Raw genomic sequence first — 25,496 nt, 5'->3', positions numbered from 1 at the left:
CCCGGCGGCGCCCACGCCCGCATGCGCTACCGCGGCCGCTTCGCGCCCTCCCCCACCGGCCCGCTGCACGCGGGCTCGCTGGTCGCCGCCCTGGCCAGCTGGCTCGACGCCCGCGCCCACGGCGGCGCCTGGCTGGTCCGCCTCGAAGACGTGGACACGCCGCGTTGCGTCCCCGGCGCCGACCGCACCATCCTGGCCCAGCTCGCCGCCTGCGGCCTGTTGAGCGACGAGCCGGTGCTCTGGCAGTCGGCCCGCGGCGCCGCCTACCAGGCTGCGCTCGACCACCTGATGGCCCAGGGCGATGCCTACCCCTGCGCCTGCTCGCGGCAAGACATCGAGGCCGCATGGACCGCCCGCGGCGTGCCACGCGAGCGGCACCAAGGTCTGCCCTACCCCGGCACCTGCCGCGACGGCCTGCACGGCCGGCCCGCGCGGGCCTGGCGCTTTCGGCTGCCCAACTCGGCCAACACGCCGGGCGCGACCCAGGTGGACTGGTCCGACGCCCGACTCGGCCCGCAGACGCAGGACGTGGCCGCCGCGGTGGGCGATTTCGTGGTCCGGCGCGCCGACGGCCTGTGGGCCTACCAGCTGGCGGTGGTGGTGGACGACGCCGCGCAGGGCATCACGCATGTCGTGCGCGGCGAGGACCTGGCCGACAACACGCCGCGCCAGATCCTGCTGCAGCGCGCCCTCGGCCTGCCCACCCCCGCCTACCACCACACCCCGCTCGTGATGGGCCCCCAGGGCGAGAAACTCAGCAAGCAGAACGGCGCCGCGCCGCTGCAACTGGACGACCCGGTGGCCGCCCTGAGCGCGGCGGCGGCCGTGCTGGGCCTGCCCGCGACCAGCGCCGCGACCCCCGCGGAGGCGCTGGCCGGCTGGGTGGGCCGCTGGGCCAGCGCCTGGGCCGCCCGCGCGGGCCGCGCCTACAATCCGGCGCCCCGCCCCGAGCCCACACCATGACCGACCCGCGCCACGCCCAGCCCCGCACCCCGCCCGCCGACGTCGAACACCTGCGTCAGGTGAAAAGCTACGTGCTGCGCGCCGGACGCACCACCGCCGGACAGGCCCGCGCCTACGAGGTCTGGGGGCCGCGCTTCCTGCTGCCCTACCGGCCCGAGCGGCTGGACGCCACCGCCGCCTTCGGACGTGCGGCGCCGCTGATCCTGGAGATCGGCTTCGGCATGGGCAACGCCACCGCCCACATCGCCGGCGTGCGGCCGCAGGACAACTTCCTCTGCTGCGAAGTCCACGAACCCGGCGTGGGCGCGCTGCTCAAGCTCTGCGGCGACCACGGCCTGACCAACATCCGCATCGTGCGACACGACGCGGTGGAAGTCATGGACCACATGCTCACCGAGGGCAGTCTGGACGGCGTGCACATCTTCTTCCCCGACCCCTGGCACAAGACCCGCCACCACAAGCGCCGTCTGATCCAGGGACCCTTCGTCAACCGGCTGGCTCGCACGCTCAAGCCCGGCGGCTATCTCCACCTGGCCACCGACTGGCAACCGTACGCCGAGCAGATGGCCGAGGTGCTGCGCGCCGAACCGCTGCTGCGCAACACCGCGCCCGACGCGCTCGGCGGTTTCGCGCCCAAGCCCGATTACCGACCGCTGACCAAGTTCGAGAACCGCGGACTCAAGCTGGGTCACGGCGTGTGGGACCTGGTCTGGGCGCGGGTCTGACGGCGCGCGCATGGCGCACCGGCCCAAGAACCCGGCCATCCCCACGCGCGACGGCGTGTCGCCGAGCTGTGTCGCGGTGCCGCACCGCAAGCCCATGCCCTGGGCCAGCGTGCTTGATTTCCTCGCCGAGCGGCTGCCCGCCCTCGACCGCGGCGCCTGGGCCGCGCGCCTGAGCGCCGGTCTGGTGGTCGATGACAGCGCGCAGCCGGTGAACGCCACCCGCCCCTGCGAGGCCGGCGAGCGGCTGTACTACTGGCGCGCGGTGGACAACGAGCCACAGCCGCCCGGCGAGCCGGTGGTGCGGTTTGCGGACGATCGCCTGCTGGTGGTCGACAAGCCAGCCTTCTGGCCAGTCACGCCCGGCGGGCGCTACGCCCGCCACAGCCTGATGGCCTGGCTCAAGCGCCACACCGGCGAGCCCGACCTCAACCCGCTGCACCGCATCGACCGCGAAACCCGGGGCCTGGTGGTCTTCAACCGCCGGCCCGCGGACCGCAATGCCTACCACGCGCTGTTCCGCGACCGGGCGGTGCACAAGGTGTACGAGGCCATCGCGCCACGCGATGAGGCGCGGGCGTGGCCGGTGGTGCGGCGCACGCGCCTGGAGGAAGACGTGGAGGCCTTCTTCCGCATGGTCGAGACCGACGGACCGCCCAACAGCGAGACCCTCATCGAGCCCTTGGAGGCGCATGGGCCCTGGGCGCGCTACCGGCTCACGCCGCTGACGGGCAAGCGGCACCAGCTGCGTGTGCACCTGCTCGGGCTGGGTCTGCCGATCGCGGGCGACCAGTTCTACCCGCGGGTGCGCCGTGGCCCCGACGACCCCGACGACCACCACACGCCGCTGCGTCTGCTCGCGCAGGCGATCGGGTTCACCGACCCGGTGACGGGCGAGCCGCGCCACTTCACGAGCGGCCTCGCGCTCGACTGGCCGGACGCGCCGCCCGAGGGCTGAGCCCCCGCGCTGCGGCCAGTCCGGCGGTCAGACCAGGGGCCTTCAGACCCGGTCGGCCACCCAGCCCGGCACGGACGCCAGCGCCTGCGCCAGACCACTGGCGTCGGTCCCGCCGGCCATGGCCATGTCGGGCTTGCCGCCGCCCTTGCCGCCGACCTGCTGGGCGACGAAGTTGACCAGCTCCCCGGCTTTGACCTGCCCGGTGCGGTCGGCGGTCACGCCGGCGGCGAGCTGGACCTTGCCGCCGTCCACCGCCGCCAGCACGATGGCCGCGCTCTTGAGCTTGTCCTTGAGCTTGTCCAGCGTCTCGCGCAGGGTCTTCGCGTCGGCGCCGTCCAGCGTCGCGGCCAGCACCTTCAGGCCCTTGACGTCGACCGCCCGCGCCATCAGCTCGTCGCCCTGGCTGGAGGCCAGCTTGCCTTTGAGCGCGGCGATCTCGCGCTCCAGCAGCCGCTTCTCCAGGATCAAGGCCTCGACTGCAGCGAATACGGCACCTCCACCGCTTGGAGCGCGAAGCAAGCCAGCGACTGAGCTGAATTCCCCCAGTTGGTTATCGATCATCGCGAGAGCGTTAGCTCCAGTCGTAGCTTCAACACGCCTCACCCCAGCGGCAACACCAGACTCAGAGTAAATCTTGAAGACGCCGATATCGCCGGTCCGGTCCACGTGCGTACCGCCACATAGCTCTCGGCTACTGCCGATATCGAGCACACGGACCGTATCGCCGTACTTTTCACCGAACAACATCACGGCACCAGTTTCCTTTGCCGCCTCAATATCCATCACGCGTGCAACGGTCTTGGCATTTTTGATGATCTCGGCGTTGACCTTAGCTTCGACCAATTGGATCTGTTCGGCCGTAAGCGGAGCGTTGTGGGTAAAGTCGAATCGAGTCTTCTGCGCATCGACCAGCGAGCCCTTCTGCTGCACGTGGCTGCCCAGCACCTCGCGCAGGGCCTTGTGCATCAGGTGGGTGGCGCTGTGGTTGCGCACCGTGGCGGCGCGGCGGGTCGTGTTGACGCGCGCGGTGACGGTGTCGCCGACGGCCAGCGTGCCGGCCGTGATCTCGCCGTGGTGGCCGAACACGTCGGCCTTGATCTTCTGGGTGTCGGCCACGTCAAAACGGGCCGAACCCGCGACGATCTCGCCCTCATCGCCCACCTGACCGCCGCTCTCGGCGTAGAACGGCGTGGTGTCGAGCACGACCACCCCGCTCTGGCCGGCGCCGAGCTGGGCCACGGGCGTGCCGTCGCGGTACAGCGCCACCACCTTGGCCGGCGCTTCGAGGTGCTCGTAGCCCACGAAGGTGTTGCCCGCGCCGGTGTATTCGAGCGCGCGGTCCATCTTGAACTTGCCGGCCGCGCGGGCCTGCGACTTCTGGCGCTCCATGGCGGCGTGGAAACCGGCCTCGTCCACGCTCACGCCGCGCTCGCGGCAGACGTCGTTCGTGAGGTCCAGCGGGAAGCCATAGGTGTCGTGCAGCTTGAAGGCGACGTCGCCGGCCAGGCTGGTCTCGCCGGCGCCGAGCGCCGCGTCGAGGATTTCCATGCCGTTGGCCAGCGTTTCGTAAAAGCGCTCCTCTTCCGCCTTGAGCACGTCCGTGATGCGCGCGGCCTGCGCGGCCAGGTTGGGGTAGGCCTCGCCCATCAGGGCCACCAGGTCGGGCACCAGCTTGTGGAAGAACGGCGCCTTGCGGCCGAGCTTGTAGCCGTGGCGGATGGCGCGGCGCACGATGCGGCGCTGCACATAGCCGCGGCCTTCGTTGCTGGGGATCACACCGTCGCTGACCAGAAAGGCGGTGGCGCGCAGGTGGTCGGCGATCACACGCAGGGACGGGCTGTTCAGGTCGGTGCAGCCGGTCTCGCGGGCGGCGGCCTTGATCAGGCGGTCGAAGATGTCGATCTCGTAGTTGCTGTGCACGTGCTGCAGGATGGCCGCCAGCCGCTCCAGACCCATGCCGGTGTCCACGCAAGGCGCTGGCAGCGGTTCGACCGAGCCGTCTTCCTTCATGTTGAACTGCATGAACACGTGGTTCCAGATCTCGATGAAGCGGTCGCCGTCTTCGTCGGGGCTGCCCGGGGGGCCGCCGGGGATGTGCGGGCCGTGGTCGTAGAAGATCTCCGAGCAGGGGCCGCAGGGGCCGGTGTCGGCCATCATCCAGAAGTTGTCGCTCTTGTATTTGCCGCCCTTGTTGTCGCCGATGCGGATCACGCGCTCGGGCGGCAGGCCGATTTCCTTCGTCCAGATGTCGAAGGCCTCGTCGTCGTCGATGTAGACAGTGGCCAGCAGGCGCTCTTTCGGCAGCTTGTAGACCTCGGTCAGCAGCTCCCAGCCCCACTTCAGGCTCTCGCGCTTGAAGTAATCGCCAAAGCTCCAGTTGCCCAGCATCTCGAAGAAGGTGTGGTGGCGGGCGGTGTAGCCCACGTTCTCGAGGTCGTTGTGCTTGCCGCCGGCGCGCAGGCAGGCCTGCACCGAGGCGGCGCGCACGTAGTTGCGCTTGTCGGTGCCCAGGAACACGTCCTTGAACTGGACCATGCCCGAGTTGGTGAACATCAGCGTCGGGTCGTTGCCCGGCACCAGCGGGCTGGACGCCACCACGGTGTGGCCTTTGGAGGCGAAAAAGTCCAGAAAGCTCTTGCGGATGTCGGCGACGGAAACGGGGCGGGTCATGGTGGCCTTGGCGAGGGTCGTGTGTCGGGGTCCGGGCCCACAGCGGGCTGGAAACCCATTATTTTCCAACACCCGCGGGTGGTCCGTCCGGGCGCGTCACCACCGGCACTGCGGGGTCGGGGGCAAAGGGCTATTCTGTCGGGCTTGGCTGCGGCCCCGTGCCCCATCGGCCTGGATGGACAAGCCAGCCCCCACGCCCTGCCCCGGAGACAACCCATGGACATGAAAACCTCCCCCCTGGCCCTGCTGAACGACCCCACCCTGCTCAAGACCGACGGCCTGGTCAATGGCCAATGGCTCGCGGGCGGCAGCCGCTTCGACGTGCTGGACCCGGCCACGGGCCAGAAACTGGCCGACGTGGCCAACCTCGGCCCGGCCGAGGCCCAGACGGCGATCGACGCCGCCAACGCGGCCTGGCCCGCCTGGCGCAACAAGACGGCCAAGGAGCGCGCCATCATCCTGCGCCAGTGGTTCAACCTGCTGATGGCGAACCAGGACGACCTCGCGCGCATCTTGACCGCCGAGCAAGGCAAGCCGTACGCGGAGGCCAAGGGCGAGATCGCCTATGGCGCGAGCTTCGTGGAGTGGTTTGCGGAAGAAGCCAAGCGCGTCAACGGCGAAACCCTGCCGACCTTCGACAACAACCGCCGCCTGCTGGTGCTCAAACAGCCGATCGGCGTGTGCGCGGCGATCACGCCGTGGAACTTCCCGCTGGCGATGATCACCCGCAAGGTGGCGCCTGCCCTGGCCGCCGGTTGCCCGGTGATCATCAAACCGGCCGAACTGACCCCGCTGACGGCGCTGGCCGCGGCCGAACTGGCGGTGCGCGCCGGCATCCCGGCGGGCGTGATCAACATCCTCAGCGCCGACGCGTCCCACAGCATCGCGATCGGCAAGGTGCTCTGCGCCAGCGACGTGGTGCGCCACCTGTCCTTCACCGGCTCCACCGAGGTCGGGCGCATCCTGATGGCGCAAAGCGCGCCGACGGTGAAGAAGCTCAGCCTGGAACTCGGTGGCAACGCGCCGTTCATCGTGTTCGACGACGCCGACATCGACTCGGCCGTGGAAGGCGCGCTGGCCAGCAAGTACCGCAACGCCGGCCAGACCTGCGTGTGTGCCAACCGCTTCTATGTGCAGGCCGGGGTGTACGACCAGTTCGTCGAAAAGTTCGCTGCCAAGGTCAAGGCCTTCAAGGTGGGCAATGGCTTCGAGCCGGGCGTGGTGCAGGGTCCGCTGATCGAGGACGCCGCGGTGGAAAAGGTTCAGCGCCACGTGGCGGACGCGGTGGCCAAGGGCGGCCGCGTGGTCACTGGCGGCCAGAAACTGCAGGGCCAGTTCTTCGAGCCCACGGTGGTGGCCAATGCCACGGGCGACATGCTGTGCGCCCGCGAGGAGACCTTCGGCCCGCTGGCGCCGGTGTTCAAGTTCGACACCGAGCAGGAAGCCATCGAGGCCGCCAACAACACCGAGTTCGGCCTGGCCAGCTACTTCTACAGCCGCGACGTGGGCCGCATCTTCCGCGTGGGCGAAGCGCTGGAGTACGGCATGGTCGGCATCAACGTCGGCATTCTCGCGACCGAGCACGTGCCCTTCGGCGGCGTGAAGCAGTCTGGTCTGGGCCGTGAAGGCTCGCACCACGGCATGGACGACTACGTGGAGATCAAGTACCTGTGCGTCGGTGATGTGTTGAAGTGATCCCCCCCGCGCCGGCCTGCGGCCGTCACCCCCCGGGGGGCGGCTGCTGCGGACCGGCGGAGCCGGATCCGCGCAGCCCTCGCCTGGGGGCCAGTCCTCCACCGCCACGTCTTGTTCCCATGCAGTATCACTGGCACAACCCTTACCCGGTCTCGCGCGCCCCGCTGATGGCGCGCAACGCGGTGGCGACCTCGCAACCGCTGGCCGCGCAGGCGGGCTTGCGCATGCTGCTCAAGGGCGGCAACGCGGTGGACGCCGCGATTGCCGCGGCGGCGGCGCTCACGGTGGTGGAGCCCTGCTCCAACGGCCTGGGGAGCGACAACTTCGCCATCGTGTGGGACGGCGAGCGCCTGCACGGCCTCAACGCGTCGGGGCAGGCGCCGGCCGGCTGGAGCGCCGATTACTTCCGACGCAAACACGGCCAGATCCCGCTGCGCGGCTTCGACGCGGTCACCGTGCCGGGCGCGGTGTCGGGCTGGGTGGCGCTGTCGGAGCGCCTGGGCGCCCTGCCGTTTGCCGACCTGCTGGCGCCGGCGATCGAACTGGCCGAGGCGGGCCACGCCGTGGCCCCGGTGATCGCGGACAAGTGGGCGCGGGCCGTCCCGCTCCTGCAGAACCAGCCCGGCTTCGCCGACGCGTTCCTGCCCCGCGGACGGGCGCCGCGGCCCGGCGAACGCTTCGCCTTTCCGTCCGCCGCGCGGGCGTTGCGCGCGATCGCCGAGACCCGGGGTGAGGCCTTCTACCGCGGCGAGATTGCCCAGGCCATCGAGTCCTTCGCCCGCGAACACGGCGCCCAATTGCGCGCCAGTGACCTCGCGGCCCACCAACCGCTGTGGGTCGATCCGATCTCGGTGGACTTTGCCGGTCACACCGTGCACCAGCTGCCGCCCAACGGTCAGGGCATCGCCGCGCTGATGGCGCTGGGCATGCTGGAGCAGCTGGACATCGGCCGCTTCGGGCCCGACAGCGTGGAAGGCACGCACTGTCAGATCGAAGCCATCAAGCTCGCCTTCGCCGACACCTACCGCTGGGTCGGCGACGAACGCTTCATGACCGAGGTGCGCGCGGCCGACCTGCTCGACCCCGCCTACCTGCGCGAGCGCGCACGCCTGATCGACCCGACACGCGCCATCGATCCCGGTCCCGGCCGCCCGCCCCAGGGCGGCACCGTGTACCTCACCGCCGCCGACGCCCAGGGGCGCATGGTCAGCTTCATCCAGAGCAACTACCTCGGTTTCGGCAGTGGCGTGGTGGTGCCGGGGTGGGGCGTGAGCCTGCAAAACCGCGGCCACGGCTTCACCCTGCAGGACGGCCACCCCAATCAGGTGGCGCCGGGCAAGCGGCCGTTCCACACCATCATCCCCGGCTTCCTCAGCCGGGACGGCGCGCCCGTGATGGCCTTCGGCGTCATGGGCGCCAACATGCAACCGCAAGGCCATGTGCAGACGCTGGTGCGCATGCTGGTGCACGGCCAGCAGCCGCAGGCCGCCTGCGACGCGCCGCGCTGGAAGTGGGGCCAGGGCCTCGACGTGGATTTCGAACCCACCATGTCACCCGCCCTGCGCGAGGGCCTCAAAGCGCTGGGCCACCGCTTCGAACCCGCCGCCGACACCTACCTCGACTTCGGCAGCGGCCAGTTCATCGCCCGCCTGAGCGACGACCTCGCCGACGGCTTCGTCGCCGCCAGCGACTCACGCCGCGACGGTCAGGCGGTGGGATTCTGAGCGCCCGCGACCGCACTACAATGGCGGCCACGCGGGTGTAGTTCAATGGTAGAACGGCAGCTTCCCAAGCTTCATACGAGGGTTCGATTCCCTTCACCCGCTCCACACTCCCCCGCCTGATCGCCAGCCTCCGCCTCGGAGGCTTTTTTGTGCCCAGGCGTCGCCGTGAGCGCGCTCACATCCCCACGCCAAGCAGCGCCAACACGCCCAGCACCGCAAAGATCAGGGCTGCCACCGCGTGGACCCACCGGATCGGCACGCGGCGGGTGATGGCGTCGCCGAAAAAGACCACCGGCGCGTTCGCCAGCATCATGCCCAGCGTCGTGCCGATCACCACGGCCACCAGCGGTTCGTACTGGGCCCCCAGCGCGACGGTGGCGATCTGGGTCTTGTCACCCATCTCGGCAAGGAAAAACGCCCAAGTGGTGGCGGCGAACACCCCCAGGCTGCGCACGGGGTTGACGTCGTCATCGTCCAGCCGGTCGGGGATGAGCATCCAGACCGCCATGGCAATGAACGACACGCCCAGGATCCAGCGCATCGTGTCCGGCCCCACGGCGGCCATCACCCACGCGCCGGCCGCGCCAGCAAGCGCGTGATTGAGCACCGTGGCCACCAAGATGCCGGCGACGATCGGCCATGGCCGCTTGAAGCGCGAGGCCAGGACGAGGGACAGCAGCTGGGTTTTGTCGCCCATTTCGGCCAGGGCGACGATGCCGGTGGACAGCAGAAAAGCTTCCAAGAAACACTCCAACGGCCGGCAGAAACGCAATGACCGCTGCGCCTCCCCGGCGCGGTCGGAGGCGAAGCGGTCAAAGGTCTTGCCAGGCGGGACGCTGCCTGCGCCATGGCTGGAGGGCCAAGTCTGTTGACGCGGGCCCCGGCGCGCGAGGCGCCGGGCGGCTACTCCCCAATGACAGGGTGAGGGCAGTATACCCCCGCCCCCATCAGACTCAGACCAGCGTGACGCCGGTCTTGGACTGGATGAATTCGCGGGTCACGCCCGGCGCCAGCTCGACCAGCTTCAGGCCAGCGGGCGTCACGTCCATCACGCCCAGGTCGGTGATGATCCGGTCCACCACGCCCACGCCGGTCAGCGGCAGCGTGCAGGCCGGCAGGATCTTCAGGTCCTCGGTGCCGTCTTTCTTGCGGGCCACGTGCTCCATCAGCACGATGACACGCCCCACGCCCGCCACCAGGTCCATGGCACCGCCCATGCCCTTGACCATCTTGCCGGGAATCATCCAGTTGGCCAGATCGCCCTTCTCGCTGACCTGCATCGCGCCCAGGATGGAGAGGTTGATCTTGCCGCCGCGGATCATGGCGAAGGACTGCTCGCTGCCGAAGATCGACGAGCCCTTGATGGTGGTCACCGTCTGCTTGCCGGCGTTGATGAGGTCGGCGTCGACCTCGTCTTCCATCGGGAAGGGGCCGATCCCGAGCATCCCGTTCTCGCTCTGCAGCCACACTTCCTTGGTGGTGGGCACGTGGTTGGCCACGAGCGTGGGGATGCCGATGCCGAGGTTGACGTAGAAGCCATCCTCGAGTTCGTGGGCCGCGCGCGCGGCCATCTGGTCTTGGGTCCAGGGCATGGTGTTCTCCTGCGTGTCGGTGGGCGGCGGGCTCAGACGCCCGCCTTCTCCGTGATCGTGCGCTTTTCGATGCGTTTCTCGGGCGTGGGGTTGTGCACGATGCGGTGCACGTAAATGCCCGGCAGATGCACCTGGTCGGGATGGATGTCGCCGTTTTCGACGATCTCTTCCACCTCCACGATGCACACCCGTCCGGCCATGGCGGCGGCCGGGTTGAAGTTGCGCGCGGTGTAGCGGAACTGCAGGTTGCCGCTGCGGTCAGCGCGGTGGGCCTTGACCAGGGACACCGCGGGCACGAGCGAGCGCTCCATCACGTAGGTTTCGCCGTCGAACTCGCGCAGCTCCTTGCCCTCGGCCACGATGGTGCCCACGCCGGTCTTGGTGAAAAAGGCCGGGATGCCCGCACCGCCGGCGCGCAGCTTCTCGGCCAGCGTGCCCTGTGGCGTGAACTCCAGCTCCAGCTCACCGGCAAGGTACTGGCGCTCAAACTCCTTGTTTTCGCCCACGTAGCTGCTGATCATCTTCTTGATCTGACGCGTTTCCAGCAGCTTGCCCAGGCCGAAGCCGTCCACGCCGGCGTTGTTGGAAATCACGGTCAGGTTCTTCACGCCGCTGTCGCGCAGCGCGTCGATCAGGGCTTCGGGAATGCCGCACAGGCCAAAGCCACCCACGGCCATGAGCTGGCCATCGGCAACCACGCCTTGGAGCGCGGCGGCCGCGCTCGGGAAGATCTTGTTCACGGTGAGGGCTCCTGAGGGGACTCGGGGAAAACCGCAACGATACTACGTAGCGCGTTACGTAGGATTGCGTAAAGACCAACCCGCATGGACATCGACTACCGCCTCGCTTTCGACATCGCCCCGGTGGGGCTGGCGCTGTCCCGCGACCGGACCATGGTCGACTGCAACCAGGCCCTGTGCGAGATGTTTGGCGCCACCCGCGAGCAGCTGGTCGGCCAGAGCTTCCAGCTGCTCTACCCCAGCGCCGACGAGTACGAGCGGCTTGGCGCGCGCATGGCGCCGGTGCTCGGCAAGAGCGGTACGTACGCCGACGACCGGATCATGAAACGCGTGGGCGGACGCCACGCCGGTGAGACCTTCTGGTGCCACGTGACGGGCCGCGCGGTCGACCGCAGCGCGCCCCACGCCGCCGGCATCTGGAGTTTCGAGGATCTGAGCGCACGGCGCCCGGTGCGCGCGGAACTGACCGCCCGCGAACGCGAAGTCGCCGCCCTGCTGATGGACGGCCTGACCAGCAAGCAGATCGGCAGGTTGCTGGCCATCAGCCACCGCACGGTGGAGGTGCACCGCGCGCGGCTCATGCGCAAGTACCGCGCCCACAGCACGCCCGAACTGGTCAACCGGCTGCTGGCGGGTTGAACGCCCGCCGGGGGCTCACTGCGGCTGGAAGCCGCTGTCCTGGATGATGCGCGCCCACACGGCCCGGTAGGCCGCTTCGCGCTTGCCAAGTTCGGCGCCGGTCATGTAGCCGACCGTCAGGCCCATGCCGGACAGCTTGTCGCGCACGTCGGGCTGCGCAATCACCTTGCGGATCGCCTGGCCGAGGCGGTCCACCGCCGCGGCCGGCGTGCCGGCCGGGGCGAACACGCCGTAGTACGGCACTTCCTCAAAGCCCTTCAGGCCCAGCTCCGCCAGCGTCGGCACGTCGGGCAGCGCGGCCTGCCGCTGGGTGCCCATCACGGCGACCACCCGCAGCTTGCCGGCCTTGTGGTTCTCGATGAAGTCGGGCACCGAACCCACGCCAGCCGGGATCTGGTTGCCCAGCATGTCGGCCATCATCGGCGCGCTGCCACGGTAGGGCGCGGCCACCAGATCGAGCCCATGGTGCTTGGCCAGCATCTGCACGGCGAACTGCGGGGTGGACGCGGGGGCGGGAATGCCGACCGTGCTCTTGCCGCCGGCGGCTTTCACGCCATCGACCCAGGCCTTGAGATCCTTGGCGGGCGTGCCGCCCGACAAGGCAACCGCGTTGACAAAGGTCGCAAAGCCGGCCACTGGCAAGAAGTCCTTGGCCGGATCAAAGCCGGGCGCCTTCATCGTCATGGGCAGGATGGACACGCTGTGGTCGTGGCTGAGGAACACGGTCTGGCCGTCGGGTGCGGCGGCCTTCAGCGCCTGGGCCGCGAGCTGGCCGCCAGCGCCCGGCCGGTTGTCCACCACCACCGGGTGACCCAGTTCGTCCTTGAGCCGCTCGGCCAGGATGCGGGCGATGGCGTCGGTGCCGCCGCCGGGCGGGAAGCCGACCAGCACGCGGGTGGTCGGCCCGGTCTGGGCGTGGGCAGCGCCCAGCGCGGCGACCAGCAGGGCCGCCAACAGGCCGCGGCGGGACCACCCAGCGGACGACGAAGACAGAAACGGTTTTTTCATGGCGGTGCTCCGGGGGTTGTCGATCAGGGGTTCAGGCGGCGGGCGGGGCTTCCACCACCGACGCCGCGGTGCGAAAGGCCTCGACCGCGGTCGGTACGCCGCAATACACCGCGGCCTGCAGCAGCACCTCCTGGATCTCGGCTGGTGTGGCACCGTTGTTCAGCGCCCCGCGCACGTGGCCCTTGAGCTCGTTCTGGCGGCCCAGCGCGGTGAGCATCGCCACGGTCACGAGGCTGCGGGTCTTGAGGTCGAGACCGTCGCGCTGCCACACATCGCCCCAGGCCTTGCGGGTGATGTGCTGCTGGATCGGTTCGGTGAAAGGCGTCATGCCGTCGAAGGCGGCCTGGACGAAGGCTTCGCCCATCACCTGGGTGCGCATGGCCAGGCCACGCTGGAATTCGGGATCGTCGGGAAGGGACATCGGGTGTCGGCGCGATGGTCAAGGGGAGCCGCAACGATAACCCAGCCCGCCCGACCGAACCACCGCGGAACACCACCGACGAACCACCGGTGACAGCCCCGCGCAAGACCACCGCGCACAATCGGGCCGCGACCGCGCCTTCCCACGCCAGCCTCCCGAGGAGACCCCATGACCCGATTCCCGCTGCCCGACCTCAACACCCTGCCCGAGGACCTCCAGGCCAAGATCCTGGAGGTGCAGGCCAAAGCGGGCTTCGTGCCCAACGTGTTCCTCGCTCTGGCGCGTCGCCCCGCCGAATGGCGCGCCTTCTTCGCTTACCACGACGCGCTGATGGCGCCCGAGACGGTGGGGCGCGACAGCGGTCTGAGCAAAGGCGACCGCGAGATGATCGTCACCACCACCAGCGCAGCCAACCAGTGCCTGTATTGCGTGGTGGCCCACGGCGCGCTGCTGCGCATCTATGAGAAAAAGCCGTTCGTGGCAGACCAGGTCGCGGTCAATTACCGCAAGGCCGACATCACGCCGCGGCAGCGCGCGATGCTCGATTTCGCGATGAAGGTCTGCGAGGCCTCGCACACCGTGGACGAGGCTGACTTCGCCGCGCTGCAGGCCCATGGGTTCAGCGACGATGACATCTGGGACATCGCCGCCATCACCGCCTTCTTCGGCCTGTCCAACCGCCTGGCCAGCTTCAGCGGCATGCAGCCCAACCCCGAGTTCTACCTGATGGGCCGGGTGCCCAAGGCGCGCTAAGGGACGCCGCGCGCCGGCTCAGCCACCGAGGTGCGCGCGCATGCGTTCGGGCAGCGGCGCGGACCGCTGCTTCGGGAAATCCACCCACACCGTGGTCGCGCCACCCGAGGCGTACACGGTGTCCGGGTCGTCGGTGCGGGCGAGCGTGCACCAGCTCTCGAAACTGCTGCGACCCGGGTCGCTCACGTACATCACGGTCAGCACATCGCCGGGAAACTCCAGCTGGCGGTGAAACGTGCAAAAGGCGTTAACGATCACCGGCCCCTCGCCGCGCGGGTCGGGCTCGCAGCCGATGCTGCGCATCCACTCAATGCGCACGGTCTCCAGGTAGCGGAAGTAGACGGTGTTGTTCACGTGCCCCATCGCATCCATGTCACCCCAGCGGATGGGAATGACCATGCGGAATACCTCGGTCTTGTGGGCGGGCAGCTCAAATTTCATCGGTGGGCCTTGATGGTGGCGAGGATGCCCAGCACGAACAGCGCGCAGGCCAGCCCCTGCCAGGGCCCGGGCCACTGCAGGGTCCAGGCGAAGGTGTAGAGCAGACCGAACACGGTCTCGCTGACGATCAGTTGGCCGGCCAGGCTCGGGCTCAGCCGGCGGCTGGCCACATTCCACAACACCGAGGCGACCCAGGCCGCCCCGATGCCGGTGACGGCGCACACCGCCACAAACCAGCCGAATCCGTCGGTCGCGACCAGGGTGGACACCGGGCTGCCGGCCACCGCCCACAAGCCCAGGGCGCCCAGGCCCGCGGCCGCCCCCAGCCAGTTGGCCCACAGCGCCGCATCCACCTCGGGATGTCGGGCCAGCCAGCGCGCATTGAGCAGGCCAAACGCGGTCCAGCTCGCCATGGCCAGCACCGCGTAGCCGACCCCCAGCGCCAGATCACCGCCGCCGCCAGCGCCGCCATGGCCGGTCTGGTCCACCATCAGGCCAATGCCGGCGGCGGTGAGCACCAGCCCGGGCACCAGCGAGCGCCAGCGCAGGCCATGCGGCTTGCCCAGCACCATGATCCACAGGGGGATCGTCCCGATGATCAGCACCGGCAACGCCGGGCCGGCGGCCTCGATCGCCAGCACCAGCAGCAGGTAGTAGCCGGTGTAACCCAGCACGCTCAAGCCCAGCGCGGCCAGCGCCTGCGACCCGGTCGGCCAGCGGGCGCGCCCGCGCAGCGCCGCCACCAGCAGCAACAACACGGACAGCACGCCGCAGGCCAGGTAGCGGCCCACGGTCAGATCCACATGACCGAACTGCGGCACCAGCAACGGCGCTACAAAGGTCGTGCCCCAGAACGCGCCCGCGCCCAGACCCGCCGCGATGCCCAGCCGGGACACGCCGCGGGCCCGGCCGGGCGGGATTGCCGGCACGACCCCCGGTGGGCCGACGGTGAGAGCGCTGCGCGAAGAATCCATGGAACTACACGCCGAAACCGTCGTCGGCGGCGATCACCGCACCATTGACGAAGTGGCTCTCAGCCGCGCACAGCATGACCAGCAGCGCGTCGAGGTCGGCCGGCGAACCCACGCGCTTGCGAGGCAGCATCTGGATCAGCTTTTGGCCCTGCTCGGTCTGCCAGTGGTGGTGGTTGATCTCGGTGTCGATGTAGCCGGGGCAGATGGCGTTGACGTTGATGCCAAAGCGGCCCCACTCCACCGCCATCGCCTTGGTCATCTGCACCACCGCCGCCTTGCTCATGCAATACACGCCGATCTGCGGCAGCACCTTGAGCCCGGCCATCGACGCGATGTTGACGATGCGCCCGCCCACATAGGTGCCGGGCGCGGCGCCCTTGGCGCGGGCCAGCATCCGCTTGGCCACCTCCTGCGCCACAAAGAACGCGCCCTTGGTGTTGGTGTCAAACACGAAGTCGTAATCGGCCTCGGTCACGTCCTGCAGGCGCTGCGTGGTGCTGACACCGGAGTTGTTGATCAGGATGTCGATCGGACCGACCTCGGTTTCCGCGTGCGCGATGGCGGCCTTGATCGACGCCAGATCGGTCACGTCCAGCGCCACCACGTGGGCATCGCCGCCCCCGGCCTCGATGTGGGCCCGCAGGTTCATCAGCCGATCGGTGCGCCGGCTGGCCAGCACCACCGCCGCACCGGCCTTGGCCAGGGTCTTGGCGAACTGTTCGCCCAGGCCGCCAGAGGCGCCGGTGACGAGGGCCACGCGGCCGGAAAGGTCAAGGCTGTAGGCCATGGGTGTCTCCTGTGGGTGTCGGGAAAACGCAGAAAGCGATCGGTAATACGAACGACCGTTCGATTTTGTGCAACTGCCGCATAAAATGCGGTCCGCTCGGCGACAAAGGCCGCCAGCGGCTGCCCGCAGGATGCCGGGCAACCAACCCATTATCCGAGAGACTCCCCATGACGCATGACGAGATCCTGGCCCAGTTCGGTCCCCGCGAAGCCATGGAATACGACGTGGTGGTGGTCGGTGGTGGCCCGGCCGGCCTGTCCACCGCCATCCGCCTGAAACAGCTGGCCGCCGAACAAGGCACCGAGGTCAACGTCTGCGTGCTCGAAAAAGGCTCCGAGCCCGGCGCCCACATCCTCTCCGGCGCGGTCATGGACCCGCGCGCCATCACCGAGCTCTTCCCCGACTGGAAAGAGCGCGGTGCGCCGCTGAACCAGGCCGTCACCGGCGACGACTTGCTGGTGCTGTCGGAAACCGGCGCGCAGCGCACGCCCGACTGGCTCATGCCGCGCAATTTCCACAACGACGGCTGCTACGTGATCAGCCTGGGCGCGGTCACCAAATGGCTCGGTGAGCAAGCCGAGGCGCTGGGCGTGGAAATCTTCCCCGGGTTCACCGCGGCCGAGGTCTTGTACGACGACACCGGCGCGGTCAAGGGCGTGGCCACCGGCAACCTGGGCCTGGGCAAGGACGGCGAGCCGACCGAGAACTTCCAGATCGGCATGGAGCTGCACGCCAAGTACACCGTGTTTGCCGAAGGCGCGCGCGGCCACCTGGGCAAGCAGTTGCTCGCCCGCTTCAAGCTCGACGAAGGCAAAGACGCCCAGACCTTCGCCATCGGCATCAAGGAACTCTGGGAGATTCCCGCCGACCGCGCCAAGCCCGGTCTGGTGGTGCACACCGCCGGCTGGCCGCTCGACGACAACACCTTCGGCGGCGGTTTTCTCTACCACCTCGAAGGCAACAAGGTCACGCTGGGTTACGTGATCGGGCTGGACTACCAGAACCCGTGGCTGAGCCCCTTCGAGGAAATGCAGCGCTGGAAAACCCACCCGGCCATCAAAGCCCACATCGAAGGCGGCAAGCGGCTGGGCTACGGCGCCCGGGCCCTGAACAACGGCACCCCTCAGGCGCTGCCCAAAACCGTGTTCCCCGGCGGGGCCCTGGTGGGGTGCGACGCCGGCTTCCTCAACGCCGCCCGCATCAAGGGCAGCCATGCGGCCATCAAGAGCGGCATGCTCTGCGCCGAGGCGGCGTTTGAGGCGCTGGGCGCCGGCCGCCAGCGCGACGAGCTCAGCGGCTTCCCGGCCCGGTTCGAGAAGAGCTGGCTCCACGACGAGCTGTGGACCTACCGCAACTTCAAGAACTGGTTCAAGAAGAGCCCGCTGATGGGCAAACTGATGACCGGCGTGGAGCACTGGTTCCTGCCCAAGGTGGGCGTTGCCGTGCCCCCCTGGACCATCCACAACACCACCAAGGACCACACCAAGCTGCGCCCCGCGGCCGAGATGCCGAAGATCAGCTACCCCAAGCCCGACGGCGTGATCACCTTCGACCGGCTCTCCAGCGTGTTCATGTCGAACACGAACCACGAGGAGAACCAGCCGGCCCACCTCACGCTGAAAGACGCCACGGTGCCGGTCAAGATCAACCTCGCCACCTACGCCGGTCCCGAAAGCCGGTACTGCCCGGCGGGCGTGTACGAGTACGTGGAAAAGGACGGTCAGGACCAGCTGGTGATCAACGCCCAGAACTGCGTGCACTGCAAGACCTGTGACATCAAGGACCCGACGCAGAACATCGTGTGGGTCACGCCCGAAGGCGGCGGCGGACCGACCTACGCCGGGATGTGATTCAGGCCCCCACGCTCCGCCGCTGCGCGGGTCGCTGCCCCCCGGGGGGGCTGATCCGGCTGGGGGCGGCCCGGCGCCGGATCGTCAGGCCCCCACGCTCCGCCGCTGCGCGGGTCGCGAGGCCTTGCAGGCCGCGGCGCTGCCGGAGTCAGCGCCTCTTCGCCCCGTCCTGACCTGCGCAGGCAGGCCAGGAGCCGCGGGGCTCAGCCCCTCGGGGGCTGATCCGGCTGGGGGCGGCCCGGCGCCGGATCGTCAGGCCCCCACGCTCCGCCGCTGCGCGGGTCGCGAGGCCTTGCAGGCCGCGGCGCTGCCGGAGTCAGCGCCTCTTCGCCCCGTCCTGACCTGCGCAGGCAGGCCAGGAGCCGCGGGGCTCAGCCCCTCGGGGGCTGATCCGGCTGGGGACGGCCCGGCGCCGGATCGTGGGGCATCGATTTCGGCGTCACAGGCCTTAGAATCCAGCCCGTCAGGAGAGAGCCCCGCACGCCGGGGCCGCCGAAGGCGCAGGCGCCGCGCAGACCGCGTGGCCCGCCGAACGCTCAGGCAAAAGGACTGGCAAGCGGTGTCCGCGAGGGCGCCGTTCCCCCCTGGAGAGAGACCTTCCCGGCGAACGCGCCGGAGGGGGTCCACCGAAGGAGCAAGCGCGGCATCGCCCGCGTGAATCTCTCAGGTAAAGCGGACAGCGGGGCAGCACACGGATGAACCGTGTCCCGCCCCTCGGGGCAGGCCCTGCCCCTCAGACCTACCGTCTGACCTATCGTCTGACCCACTGTCCGCTTGCCCGCCGTGTCCGACTCCACCGACCTGTTGACCACCCCTTTGCACGCCCTCCACCTGGAGCTCGGCGCGCGCATGGTGCCTTTCGCCGGCTACAGCATGCCGGTCCAATACCTCGCCGGCCTGATGGCCGAGCACCACCACACCCGCCAGGCCGCGGGTCTGTTTGATGTGTCCCACATGGGCCAGCTTCGCCTGGTGGGGCCCGATGCGGCCGCGGCGTTCGAGTCGCTGATGCCGGTCGACGTGATCGGCCTGGCGCCGGGCAAACAGCGTTACGGGCTGTTGCTCAACGACGAAGGCGGGATCCTCGACGACCTGATGTTCGTGAACCGCGGACACGACCTGTTCGTCATCGTCAACGGCGCCTGCAAACACGCCGACCTGGCGCACATCGTGGGCCGCATCGGCGCGCGCTGCGCGGTGGAGCCGCAGTTCGACCGGGGCCTGCTGGCGCTCCAGGGACCGCAGGCCGTGACCGCGCTGCAGCGGCTGGTGCCGGGCGTGGAGCGGCTGGTGTTCATGACCGGCGACGCCTTCGTCTGGCAAGGACGCCCGCTGTACATCACGCGAAGCGGCTACACCGGCGAGGACGGCTTCGAGATTTCCGTGGCCGCGACGGATGCTGAGGCCCTGGCCCGCGCGCTGCTGGCCGAACCCGAGGTCAAACCGGTCGGGTTGGGCGCCCGCAACTCGCTTCGCCTGGAAGCCGGTCTGTGCCTCTACGGCAACGACATCGACACCACCACCACCCCGGTGGAGGCGGGCCTGAACTGGGCCATGCAGAAGGTGCGTCGCAGCGGTGGCGCGCGCGCCGGGGGCTTTCCGGGCGCGGCCCGCGTGCTGGCCCAGCTGGACGGCAGCGCCCCGCCGGCGCGGGTGCGCGTGGGCCTGATTGCGCAGGAGCGCGTGCCCGTGCGCGACCACACCGAACTGGTGAACGAGGCCGGCGAGCGCATCGGTGAAGTCACCAGCGGCCTGCTTGGCCCCAGCATCAACCAGCCCGTGGCCATGGGCTACCTGCCGCCGTCGATGGCCACCCCCGGGACCCGGGTCCTCGCCATGGTCCGCGGCAAGGCCGTGCCGATGGCGGTGGCGCCCATGCCCTTTGTGCCGAACCGCTACCACCGCGGCTGACCCCGATTTTTTCCACCTCCCTCCCACCCGCAAGGACTCGACCATGACCACCAAGTACACCGAAGACCACGAATGGATCACCGTGGACGGCGACATCGCCACCGTCGGCATCACCCACCACGCGCAAGACGCCCTGGGCGACGTGGTGTTCGTGGACCTGCCCGAGGTGGGCGCCGCGATGGACCAGAAGGCCGTCGCCGGCGTGGTGGAGTCGGTCAAGGCCGCCGCGGACGTGTACATGCCGGTCAGCGGCACCGTGACCGAGGTGAACGAGGCGCTGCGCGCTGATCCCTCGCTGGCCAACAGCGACCCGCTGGGTACCGGCTGGTTCTTCAAGGTCAAGCTGTCGCAGCCCGCGCAGCTCGACGCCCTGCTCGACAAGACCGCGTACGACGCCTTCTCCGCCAACGCCTGATCCCCGCCACCGGGCGCTTGCGCCCGGGCACCGGACCCTCATCACCACCGTCCAAGGCAAGCCATGCTCATGCCCTCCGCCAAACCGCTGGGTGACCTCGAAAACGCCAGCGAATTCATCGCCCGCCACATCGGCATCACCGAGGCCGACGAGGCCCACATGCTGTCGGTGATCGGCGAGTCCTCGCGCCGCGCGCTGATCGACAGCATCGTGCCGCCCTCGATTGCCCGGCGCCAGGGCATGAAGCTGCCCCCGGCGGTGACCGAAGCGGCCGCGCTGGCCGAACTCAAGGGCATTGCCCAGCAGAACCAGCTACTCAAGAGCTTCATCGGCCAGGGCTACCACGGCACGCACACCCCCGGTGTCATCCTGCGCAACATCCTGGAGAACCCCGCCTGGTACACCGCCTACACGCCCTACCAGGCCGAGATCTCGCAGGGCCGCATGGAAGCCCTGGTGAACTTCCAGACCATGGTCTGCGACCTCACCGGCATGGCGATCGCCAACGCGTCGATGCTCGACGAAGCCACCGCCGCCGCCGAGGCCATGACGCTGGCCAAGCGCTCGGTGAAGGCCAAGGGCAACCGCTTTGTGGTGGCTGGCGATGTGCACCCGCAAACGCTGGAGGTCATCCGCACGCGCGCCGAGCCGATGGGCATCGAGGTCGTGACGGCCGAGAGCCAGGCGGACTGGGACGCGCTGATCGCGGGCGACGATTACTTCGCCGTGCTGGAACAGTACCCGGCCACCTCCGGCCGCCTGGGCAGCGACACCGGCGACACCCTCAAGGTACACGCCAAGGGCGCGGCCTACATCGTGGCGGCCGATCTGCTGGCGCTGTGCCTGCTCAAGCCGCCGGGTGAGTGGGACGGTGGCGGCAAAGACGGCGGCGCGGACATCGTGGTCGGCACGACGCAGCGCTTTGGCATGCCGATGGGCAATGGCGGCCCGCACGCCGCGTTCATGGCCTGCCGCGATGAGTTCAAGCGCAGCCTGCCTGGGCGCCTGGTCGGCGTCAGCGTGGACAGCCATGGCAACCCGACCTACCGCCTGGCGCTGCAAACCCGCGAGCAGCACATCCGCCGCGAGAAAGCCACCAGCAACATCTGCACCGCGCAGGTGCTGCCCGCGGTGGTGGCGAGCATGTACGCCGTCTACCACGGCCCGCAAGGCCTCAAGCGCATTGCGCAGCGCGTGGCGGCCTACACCGCCATCCTGGCCCAGGGCCTGGAGCAGCTCGGGCAGCGCCTGGAACACGCGCAGGTGTTCGACACCGTGACCGTGCTCGCCGGCGGCGAGGCCGGGCAGCGCCTGACCCGCGCCCGCGCGGCCGGCATGAACCTGCGTGACCACGGCGATGGTCGGGTCGGCATCACGCTGGACGAAACCACCACCCGCGCCGATGTGGAGGCGCTGTGGGGCGTGTTCGCGGCCGACGGGGCCGCGCTGCCGTCGTTCGCCGCGTTTGAGAAGGGCGTGGAGCCGCGCATCCCCACCGAGCTGCGCCGCACCAGCGATTTCCTGACCCACCCGGTCTTCCACGCCCACCACAGCGAGACCGGCATGCTGCGCTACATCCGCGCGCTGTCGGACAAAGACCTCGCGCTGGACCGCAGCATGATCCCGCTGGGCTCGTGCACCATGAAGCTCAACGCGACCAGCGAGATGATCCCCATCACCTGGCCCGAGTTTGCCAACGTCCATCCGTTCGCGCCGGCCGACCAGCGCCAGGGCTACGCGCTGCTGGACGCGCAACTGCGGCAGTGGCTGTGCGAAGCGACCGGCTACGCGGGCATCAGCCTGCAGCCCAACGCCGGCTCGCAAGGCGAATACGCCGGCCTGCTGGTGATCCAGGCGTACCACCGCGCGCGCGGCGAAGGCCACCGTAACGTCTGCCTGATTCCCAGCAGCGCCCACGGCACCAACCCGGCCAGCGCCCAGATGGTCGGCATGCAGGTGGTGGTGACCAAGTGCGACGACAACGGCAACGTGGACATGGCCGACCTGAAGGCCAAGTGCGAGCAGCACAGCAGCCACCTGGCCGCCGTGATGATCACCTACCCGTCCACCCACGGCGTGTTTGAGACGCAGGTCAAGGACCTGTGCGCGCTGGTGCATCAGCACGGCGGCCGCGTGTATGTGGACGGCGCCAACATGAACGCGCTGGTCGGTGTGGCCGCGCCCGGCGAGTTCGGCGGCGACGTGAGCCACCTCAACCTGCACAAGACCTTCTGCATTCCGCACGGCGGCGGCGGTCCGGGCGTGGGCCCGGTCTGCGTGGTGGAAGACCTCGCTCCCTACCTGCCCGGCCACGCCACCGGCGGCATCCCGGTCAACGGCGTGGGGGCGGTGTCGGCCGCACCGCTGGGCAACGCCGCGGTGTTGCCGATCTCGTGGATGTACATCCGCATGATGGGCGCCGAGGGCCTGCGGCGCGCCACCGAGGTGGCGATCCTGTCGGCGAACTACGTCAGCGTGCGGCTGCGCGAGCACTTCCCCACGCTGTACGCGAGCGAAAACGGTCACGTCGCCCACGAGTGCATCCTCGACCTGCGCCACTTCAAGGACACCTGCGGCGTGATGGCCGAAGACGTGGCCAAGCGCCTCATGGACTACGGCTTCCACGCGCCCACGCTGTCGTTCCCGGTGGCCAATACGCTCATGGTCGAGCCCACCGAAAGCGAGACCCTGGCCGAACTCGACCGCTTCATCGACGCGATGATCGCCATCCGCGGCGAGATCGCGCAGGTGGAGCGCGGCGTCTGGCCCACCGATGACAACCCGCTCAAGCACGCGCCGCACACCGCGGCCAGCCTGCTCAAGGCCGAGTGGCCCCACGCCTACCCGCGTGAGGTGGGCGCGGCGGTGCTCGACCAGCGCCGCCACGCCAAGTACTGGCCGCCGGTGGGCCGGGTGGACAACGTCTACGGCGACCGCAACCTGTTCTGCAGCTGCGTGCCGCTGAGCGAGTACTGATCCGACCGAAGCCCCCGGGCCGCCCGGGACTCAGCGCACTGCCGCGCCGGCCTGGGCCAGCCAGCGCGGCAGCTGCTGACGCAGCAGGCGCAGGGCCGGCGCCGGCGCGCGGCGGCTCAAGGTCACCAGACCGAATCGCCCGCTCGCATCCAGCGCGGGCTGCACCGGCAGCGCCACCAGATCGGGCGCCACGGCGCACACCGTGAGCACGATGGCGTCGCTGCGCCGGGCCGTGTCCACCAGCGTCAGGGTCTCGTCCGAGCGCAGGGTGACGAGGTCATCGGGATTGGCCGCCGGACCATAGCGTTCGATCAGCAGACGGGCCACCTCGTCGCTCAGGGGCGTGGAGGCGATCGGGTGGGCGCGCAGGGCCTCAAACGGCACCGGCTCGCCGACCCGGGCCAGCGGATGGTCGGGCCGCACCAGAAAACCCGCCGGCAGTTCAAACACCTGCGAGACCTGCAAGTCCGCGGCCGGCCGGACCGAGCGCACGTCGACCACCGCCGCGTCCAGCCGCTGCTCGCGCACGGCCTGCACCAGCACCGCCGTGTTGCCGCGGGCAATGTCCAGGTGCAGGCGCGGATGGTCCGCGGCCATGGACAGGGCCATCGGCACCGACAGCAGCGCGCCCGGCGCCGAGCTGAGCCCCACGCGCAGGCGCCCGGCCAGCCCAGCCGCCATCGAGGCGCCCAGCCCGCGCAGTGCGTCGGCCTCCGCCACGAGACCCCGCGCCCGCTCCACCGCCTGCTCACCGAGCGCGGTCAAGGCCACGCGCCGGCCGAGCCGGTCCACAAGGCGGCCGCCCAGCTCTTCTTCCAGCGCCTGGATGCTGCGCGACAGCGCCGGCTGAGACAGGCACAGCAGGCGGGCGGCCTGGGCGTAGGTGCCGGCATCGGCCAGACCGAGGAGATGGCGAAGCTGCACAAGGGTCACGACTCAACCTTCAATGCATGGTTTAACAACCTTCAATGCATTGGACTGTAGCGTTTCTCGTCACTAGCATGCAACAAAGTTCATGTCGACACCCAAGATCACGACATCACGCCGCCGAATCACGCAGGAGATTGCATGTTCCCGACCGCGCTGGACACCGATGCCGACCTCGCCCCCTTCGTGGCGTTGCGGCGCGACCTTCACCAGCACCCGGAACTGGCGTTTGAGGAGCACCGCACCGCCGGCGTGGTGGCGCGGTCCCTGCGCGAGTGGGGGTATGCGGTGACGGAAGGCGTGGGGGGCACCGGCGTGGTCGGCCAGCTGCGTCGCGGCACGGGCGCCGGCCGGTTGGGCCTGCGCGCCGACATGGACGCGCTGCCGATCGAGGAAGCCAGCGGCCATCCCTGGGCCAGCCGGCGCATGGGCTGCATGCACGCCTGCGGCCACGACGGCCACACCGCCATGCTGCTGGCTGCCGCGCACCGCCTGGCCCGCGACGGCGGTTTCGACGGCACGGTCAACCTGATCTTCCAGCCCGCGGAAGAAGGCGGCGGCGGCGCGCTGCGCATGATGGACGACGGGCTGTTCGAGCGCTTTCCCTGCGACGCCATCTTTGCCATGCACAACATGCCGGGCGTGCCGCAGGGGCAGCTGGTGTTTCGCGCCGGGCCGATGATGGCGTCGTCGGACTATGTCACTGTGCGCCTGCACGGCACGGGCGGCCACGGCGGCCTGCCCCACCGCGCCAGCGACCCGATCGTGGCCGCGGCGTCGATCGTGATGGCGCTGCAGACCGTGGTCTCGCGCAACGTCGATCCCCTGCAGCCGGCCGTCATCACGGTGGGCGCCATCGAGGCCGGCCGGGCCAACAACGTGATCCCCGCGCTGGCGCGGCTGGAGCTCAGCGTGCGTGCGCTGGACCCGGCGGTGCGCCAGCTGCTGCAGGACCGCATCCGCGCGCTGGTGACCGCGCAGGCCGACAGCCTGGGCGTGCGCGCCGAGATCGACTGGCGGCCGGGCTACGCGGTGCTGGTCAACGACCCGACGCAAACCGCCCGGGCGCTGGCCGTGGCCGAACGCCACTTCCCGGCCAGCCAGGTGCAGCCGCAGGGCCCCATGCTCACCGGCAGCGAAGACTTCGCGTTCATGCTGGAACGCGTGCCGGGCAGCTACCTGCTGATCGGCAACGGCGCGGGCGACTCGGCCGGCGCCTGCATGGTCCATCACCCGGCCTACGACTTCAACGATGCCAACATCGCCACCGGCGCCCGCTACTGGGTGGCGCTGGTGCGCGACCTGCTTCCCTCCCCCCAACCCTGACCGC

At 69.6% G+C, this 25,496-nt stretch carries 22 protein-coding genes, 1 tRNA gene and 3 riboswitches; of the genes, 13 read left to right on the top strand and 10 right to left on the bottom strand.

Annotation, left to right across the window (positions count from 1 at the left end; genetic code table 11):
- Positions 1-21 precede the first annotated feature (21 nt).
- The 3 genes from gluQRS to AC2D80_RS04520 are packed head-to-tail and all read left to right on the top strand — an operon-like array spanning position 22 to position 2,643.
- Entirely contained in the window at positions 22-963 is a 942-nt protein-coding gene (gene gluQRS, locus AC2D80_RS04530) for a tRNA glutamyl-Q(34) synthetase GluQRS (RefSeq protein ID WP_484631783.1), read from the top strand.
- On the top strand, positions 960-1,688 hold the full coding sequence (gene trmB, locus AC2D80_RS04525) for a tRNA (guanosine(46)-N7)-methyltransferase TrmB (RefSeq protein ID WP_484631782.1): 729 nt from the start codon (positions 960-962) through the stop codon (positions 1,686-1,688). Before gluQRS ends, trmB begins: the two co-directional genes overlap by 4 nt.
- 10 nt (positions 1,689-1,698) lie before the next feature.
- Positions 1,699-2,643, top strand: a complete 945-nt coding sequence (locus AC2D80_RS04520; protein ID WP_484631781.1) for a pseudouridine synthase — start codon at positions 1,699-1,701, stop codon at positions 2,641-2,643.
- Positions 2,644-2,685: 42 nt separating this feature from the next.
- Here the strand turns inward: AC2D80_RS04520 and alaS are convergent, their stop codons facing one another.
- A complete protein-coding gene (gene alaS, locus AC2D80_RS04515) occupies positions 2,686-5,313 on the bottom strand; it encodes an alanine--tRNA ligase (protein WP_484631780.1) in 2,628 nt (875 codons plus the stop codon).
- Between the two features lie 216 nt (positions 5,314-5,529).
- Here alaS and AC2D80_RS04510 point away from each other — a divergent pair, with 216 nt between their 5' ends.
- The 3 genes from AC2D80_RS04510 to AC2D80_RS04500 all read left to right on the top strand — a co-directional run bounded on the left by AC2D80_RS04510 (position 5,530) and on the right by AC2D80_RS04500 (position 8,837).
- The gene (locus AC2D80_RS04510; protein ID WP_484631779.1) at positions 5,530-7,008 is read left to right on the top strand and encodes an NAD-dependent succinate-semialdehyde dehydrogenase; all 1,479 of its coding nucleotides are present in this window, start codon (positions 5,530-5,532) and stop codon (positions 7,006-7,008) included.
- 119 nt (positions 7,009-7,127) lie between these two features.
- On the top strand, positions 7,128-8,732 hold the full coding sequence (locus AC2D80_RS04505; RefSeq protein ID WP_484631778.1) for a gamma-glutamyltransferase family protein: 1,605 nt from the start codon (positions 7,128-7,130) through the stop codon (positions 8,730-8,732).
- A gap of 31 nt (positions 8,733-8,763) precedes the next feature.
- Positions 8,764-8,837 (top strand) — tRNA-Gly (locus AC2D80_RS04500).
- Between the two features lie 70 nt (positions 8,838-8,907).
- Here AC2D80_RS04500 and AC2D80_RS04495 read toward each other — a convergent pair.
- The 3 genes from AC2D80_RS04495 to AC2D80_RS04485 all read right to left on the bottom strand — a co-directional run bounded on the left by AC2D80_RS04495 (position 8,908) and on the right by AC2D80_RS04485 (position 11,064).
- Entirely contained in the window at positions 8,908-9,474 is a 567-nt protein-coding gene (locus tag AC2D80_RS04495) for a TMEM165/GDT1 family protein (RefSeq protein ID WP_484631777.1), read from the bottom strand.
- Between the two features lie 2 nt (positions 9,475-9,476).
- A riboswitch (yybP-ykoY riboswitch) is annotated at positions 9,477-9,656 on the bottom strand.
- Positions 9,657-9,685: 29 nt separating this feature from the next.
- Positions 9,686-10,324, bottom strand: a complete 639-nt coding sequence (locus AC2D80_RS04490) for a 3-oxoacid CoA-transferase subunit B (protein WP_484631776.1) — start codon at positions 10,322-10,324, stop codon at positions 9,686-9,688.
- Positions 10,325-10,356: 32 nt separating this feature from the next.
- Positions 10,357-11,064 (bottom strand): CoA transferase subunit A, encoded by a 708-nt coding sequence (locus AC2D80_RS04485; RefSeq protein WP_484631775.1) that lies wholly within the window; start codon positions 11,062-11,064, stop codon positions 10,357-10,359.
- Between the two features lie 84 nt (positions 11,065-11,148).
- Between AC2D80_RS04485 and AC2D80_RS04480 the strand changes: the two genes are divergently transcribed.
- On the top strand, positions 11,149-11,703 hold the full coding sequence (locus AC2D80_RS04480) for a LuxR C-terminal-related transcriptional regulator (protein ID WP_484631774.1): 555 nt from the start codon (positions 11,149-11,151) through the stop codon (positions 11,701-11,703).
- 15 nt (positions 11,704-11,718) lie between these two features.
- Here the strand turns inward: AC2D80_RS04480 and AC2D80_RS04475 are convergent, their stop codons facing one another.
- Positions 11,719-12,711, bottom strand: coding sequence for a Bug family tripartite tricarboxylate transporter substrate binding protein (locus tag AC2D80_RS04475; protein ID WP_484631773.1), 993 nt, complete (start codon positions 12,709-12,711; stop codon positions 11,719-11,721).
- A gap of 31 nt (positions 12,712-12,742) precedes the next feature.
- Entirely contained in the window at positions 12,743-13,132 is a 390-nt protein-coding gene (locus tag AC2D80_RS04470; RefSeq protein WP_484631772.1) for a carboxymuconolactone decarboxylase family protein, read from the bottom strand.
- A gap of 168 nt (positions 13,133-13,300) precedes the next feature.
- Between AC2D80_RS04470 and AC2D80_RS04465 the strand changes: the two genes are divergently transcribed.
- Entirely contained in the window at positions 13,301-13,885 is a 585-nt protein-coding gene (locus tag AC2D80_RS04465) for a peroxidase-related enzyme (protein ID WP_484631771.1), read from the top strand.
- 18 nt (positions 13,886-13,903) lie between these two features.
- Here AC2D80_RS04465 and AC2D80_RS04460 read toward each other — a convergent pair whose 3' ends face one another.
- Genes AC2D80_RS04460 through AC2D80_RS04450 form a run of 3 tightly spaced genes read right to left on the bottom strand, consistent with a single transcriptional unit; the run spans position 13,904 to position 16,087 of the window.
- A complete protein-coding gene (locus AC2D80_RS04460) occupies positions 13,904-14,326 on the bottom strand; it encodes an acyl-CoA thioesterase (protein ID WP_484631770.1) in 423 nt (140 codons plus the stop codon).
- Complete coding sequence (locus AC2D80_RS04455; RefSeq protein WP_484631769.1) at positions 14,323-15,300, bottom strand: DMT family transporter; 978 nt, start codon at positions 15,298-15,300, stop codon at positions 14,323-14,325. Before AC2D80_RS04455 ends, AC2D80_RS04460 begins: the two co-directional genes overlap by 4 nt.
- Positions 15,301-15,304: 4 nt before the next feature.
- On the bottom strand, positions 15,305-16,087 hold the full coding sequence (locus tag AC2D80_RS04450) for an SDR family oxidoreductase (RefSeq protein ID WP_484631768.1): 783 nt from the start codon (positions 16,085-16,087) through the stop codon (positions 15,305-15,307).
- 167 nt (positions 16,088-16,254) lie between these two features.
- Between AC2D80_RS04450 and AC2D80_RS04445 the strand changes: the two genes are divergently transcribed.
- From AC2D80_RS04445 to gcvP, 4 genes are all read left to right on the top strand, one after another.
- Positions 16,255-17,937 carry an electron transfer flavoprotein-ubiquinone oxidoreductase gene (locus tag AC2D80_RS04445; protein ID WP_484631767.1) on the top strand — a complete coding sequence of 561 codons (1,683 nt, stop codon included), beginning with the start codon at positions 16,255-16,257 and terminating at the stop codon, positions 17,935-17,937.
- 454 nt (positions 17,938-18,391) lie between these two features.
- Positions 18,392-18,499, top strand: a riboswitch (glycine riboswitch).
- A gap of 12 nt (positions 18,500-18,511) precedes the next feature.
- Positions 18,512-18,627, top strand: a riboswitch (glycine riboswitch).
- 93 nt (positions 18,628-18,720) lie between these two features.
- Positions 18,721-19,848, top strand: coding sequence for a glycine cleavage system aminomethyltransferase GcvT (gcvT, locus tag AC2D80_RS04440; RefSeq protein WP_484631766.1), 1,128 nt, complete (start codon positions 18,721-18,723; stop codon positions 19,846-19,848).
- 43 nt (positions 19,849-19,891) lie between these two features.
- Positions 19,892-20,263 carry a glycine cleavage system protein GcvH gene (gene gcvH / locus AC2D80_RS04435; protein WP_484631765.1) on the top strand — a complete coding sequence of 124 codons (372 nt, stop codon included), beginning with the start codon at positions 19,892-19,894 and terminating at the stop codon, positions 20,261-20,263.
- 63 nt (positions 20,264-20,326) lie between these two features.
- Positions 20,327-23,239 (top strand): aminomethyl-transferring glycine dehydrogenase, encoded by a 2,913-nt coding sequence (gene gcvP / locus AC2D80_RS04430; protein WP_484631764.1) that lies wholly within the window; start codon positions 20,327-20,329, stop codon positions 23,237-23,239.
- 30 nt (positions 23,240-23,269) lie between these two features.
- Here gcvP and AC2D80_RS04425 read toward each other — a convergent pair whose 3' ends face one another.
- Positions 23,270-24,172, bottom strand: coding sequence for a LysR family transcriptional regulator (locus AC2D80_RS04425; protein WP_484631763.1), 903 nt, complete (start codon positions 24,170-24,172; stop codon positions 23,270-23,272).
- A gap of 135 nt (positions 24,173-24,307) precedes the next feature.
- Here AC2D80_RS04425 and AC2D80_RS04420 point away from each other — a divergent pair, with 135 nt between their 5' ends.
- A complete protein-coding gene (locus AC2D80_RS04420; RefSeq protein ID WP_484631762.1) occupies positions 24,308-25,492 on the top strand; it encodes a M20 aminoacylase family protein in 1,185 nt (394 codons plus the stop codon).
- Positions 25,493-25,496 lie beyond the last annotated feature (4 nt).

It is taken from the genome of Hydrogenophaga sp. T66, assembly GCF_057219855.1.
Note: the sequence above shows the minus strand (reverse complement) of the source record. Positions and strands in the feature narration are given on the sequence as shown.

Excerpts from the sequence above, each read along its gene's own strand:
- AC2D80_RS04510 (WP_484631779.1), top strand. The coding sequence starts at position 5,530 with ATGGACATGAAAACCTCCCCCCTGGCCCTGCTGAACGACCCCACCCTG.
- AC2D80_RS04505 (WP_484631778.1), top strand. The coding sequence starts at position 7,128 with ATGCAGTATCACTGGCACAACCCTTACCCGGTCTCGCGCGCCCCGCTG.
- AC2D80_RS04460 (WP_484631770.1), bottom strand. The coding sequence starts at position 14,326 with ATGAAATTTGAGCTGCCCGCCCACAAGACCGAGGTATTCCGCATGGTC.
- AC2D80_RS04490 (WP_484631776.1), bottom strand. The coding sequence starts at position 10,324 with ATGCCCTGGACCCAAGACCAGATGGCCGCGCGCGCGGCCCACGAACTC.
- trmB (WP_484631782.1), top strand. The coding sequence starts at position 960 with ATGACCGACCCGCGCCACGCCCAGCCCCGCACCCCGCCCGCCGACGTC.
- AC2D80_RS04475 (WP_484631773.1), bottom strand. The coding sequence starts at position 12,711 with ATGAAAAAACCGTTTCTGTCTTCGTCGTCCGCTGGGTGGTCCCGCCGC.
- AC2D80_RS04465 (WP_484631771.1), top strand. The coding sequence starts at position 13,301 with ATGACCCGATTCCCGCTGCCCGACCTCAACACCCTGCCCGAGGACCTC.
- gluQRS (WP_484631783.1), top strand. The coding sequence starts at position 22 with ATGCGCTACCGCGGCCGCTTCGCGCCCTCCCCCACCGGCCCGCTGCAC.
- AC2D80_RS04480 (WP_484631774.1), top strand. The coding sequence starts at position 11,149 with ATGGACATCGACTACCGCCTCGCTTTCGACATCGCCCCGGTGGGGCTG.
- alaS (WP_484631780.1), bottom strand. The coding sequence starts at position 5,313 with ATGACCCGCCCCGTTTCCGTCGCCGACATCCGCAAGAGCTTTCTGGAC.
- gcvP (WP_484631764.1), top strand. The coding sequence starts at position 20,327 with ATGCTCATGCCCTCCGCCAAACCGCTGGGTGACCTCGAAAACGCCAGC.
- AC2D80_RS04470 (WP_484631772.1), bottom strand. The coding sequence starts at position 13,132 with ATGTCCCTTCCCGACGATCCCGAATTCCAGCGTGGCCTGGCCATGCGC.
- AC2D80_RS04420 (WP_484631762.1), top strand. The coding sequence starts at position 24,308 with ATGTTCCCGACCGCGCTGGACACCGATGCCGACCTCGCCCCCTTCGTG.
- AC2D80_RS04520 (WP_484631781.1), top strand. The coding sequence starts at position 1,699 with ATGGCGCACCGGCCCAAGAACCCGGCCATCCCCACGCGCGACGGCGTG.
- gcvH (WP_484631765.1), top strand. The coding sequence starts at position 19,892 with ATGACCACCAAGTACACCGAAGACCACGAATGGATCACCGTGGACGGC.
- AC2D80_RS04455 (WP_484631769.1), bottom strand. The coding sequence starts at position 15,300 with ATGGATTCTTCGCGCAGCGCTCTCACCGTCGGCCCACCGGGGGTCGTG.
- AC2D80_RS04450 (WP_484631768.1), bottom strand. The coding sequence starts at position 16,087 with ATGGCCTACAGCCTTGACCTTTCCGGCCGCGTGGCCCTCGTCACCGGC.
- AC2D80_RS04445 (WP_484631767.1), top strand. The coding sequence starts at position 16,255 with ATGACGCATGACGAGATCCTGGCCCAGTTCGGTCCCCGCGAAGCCATG.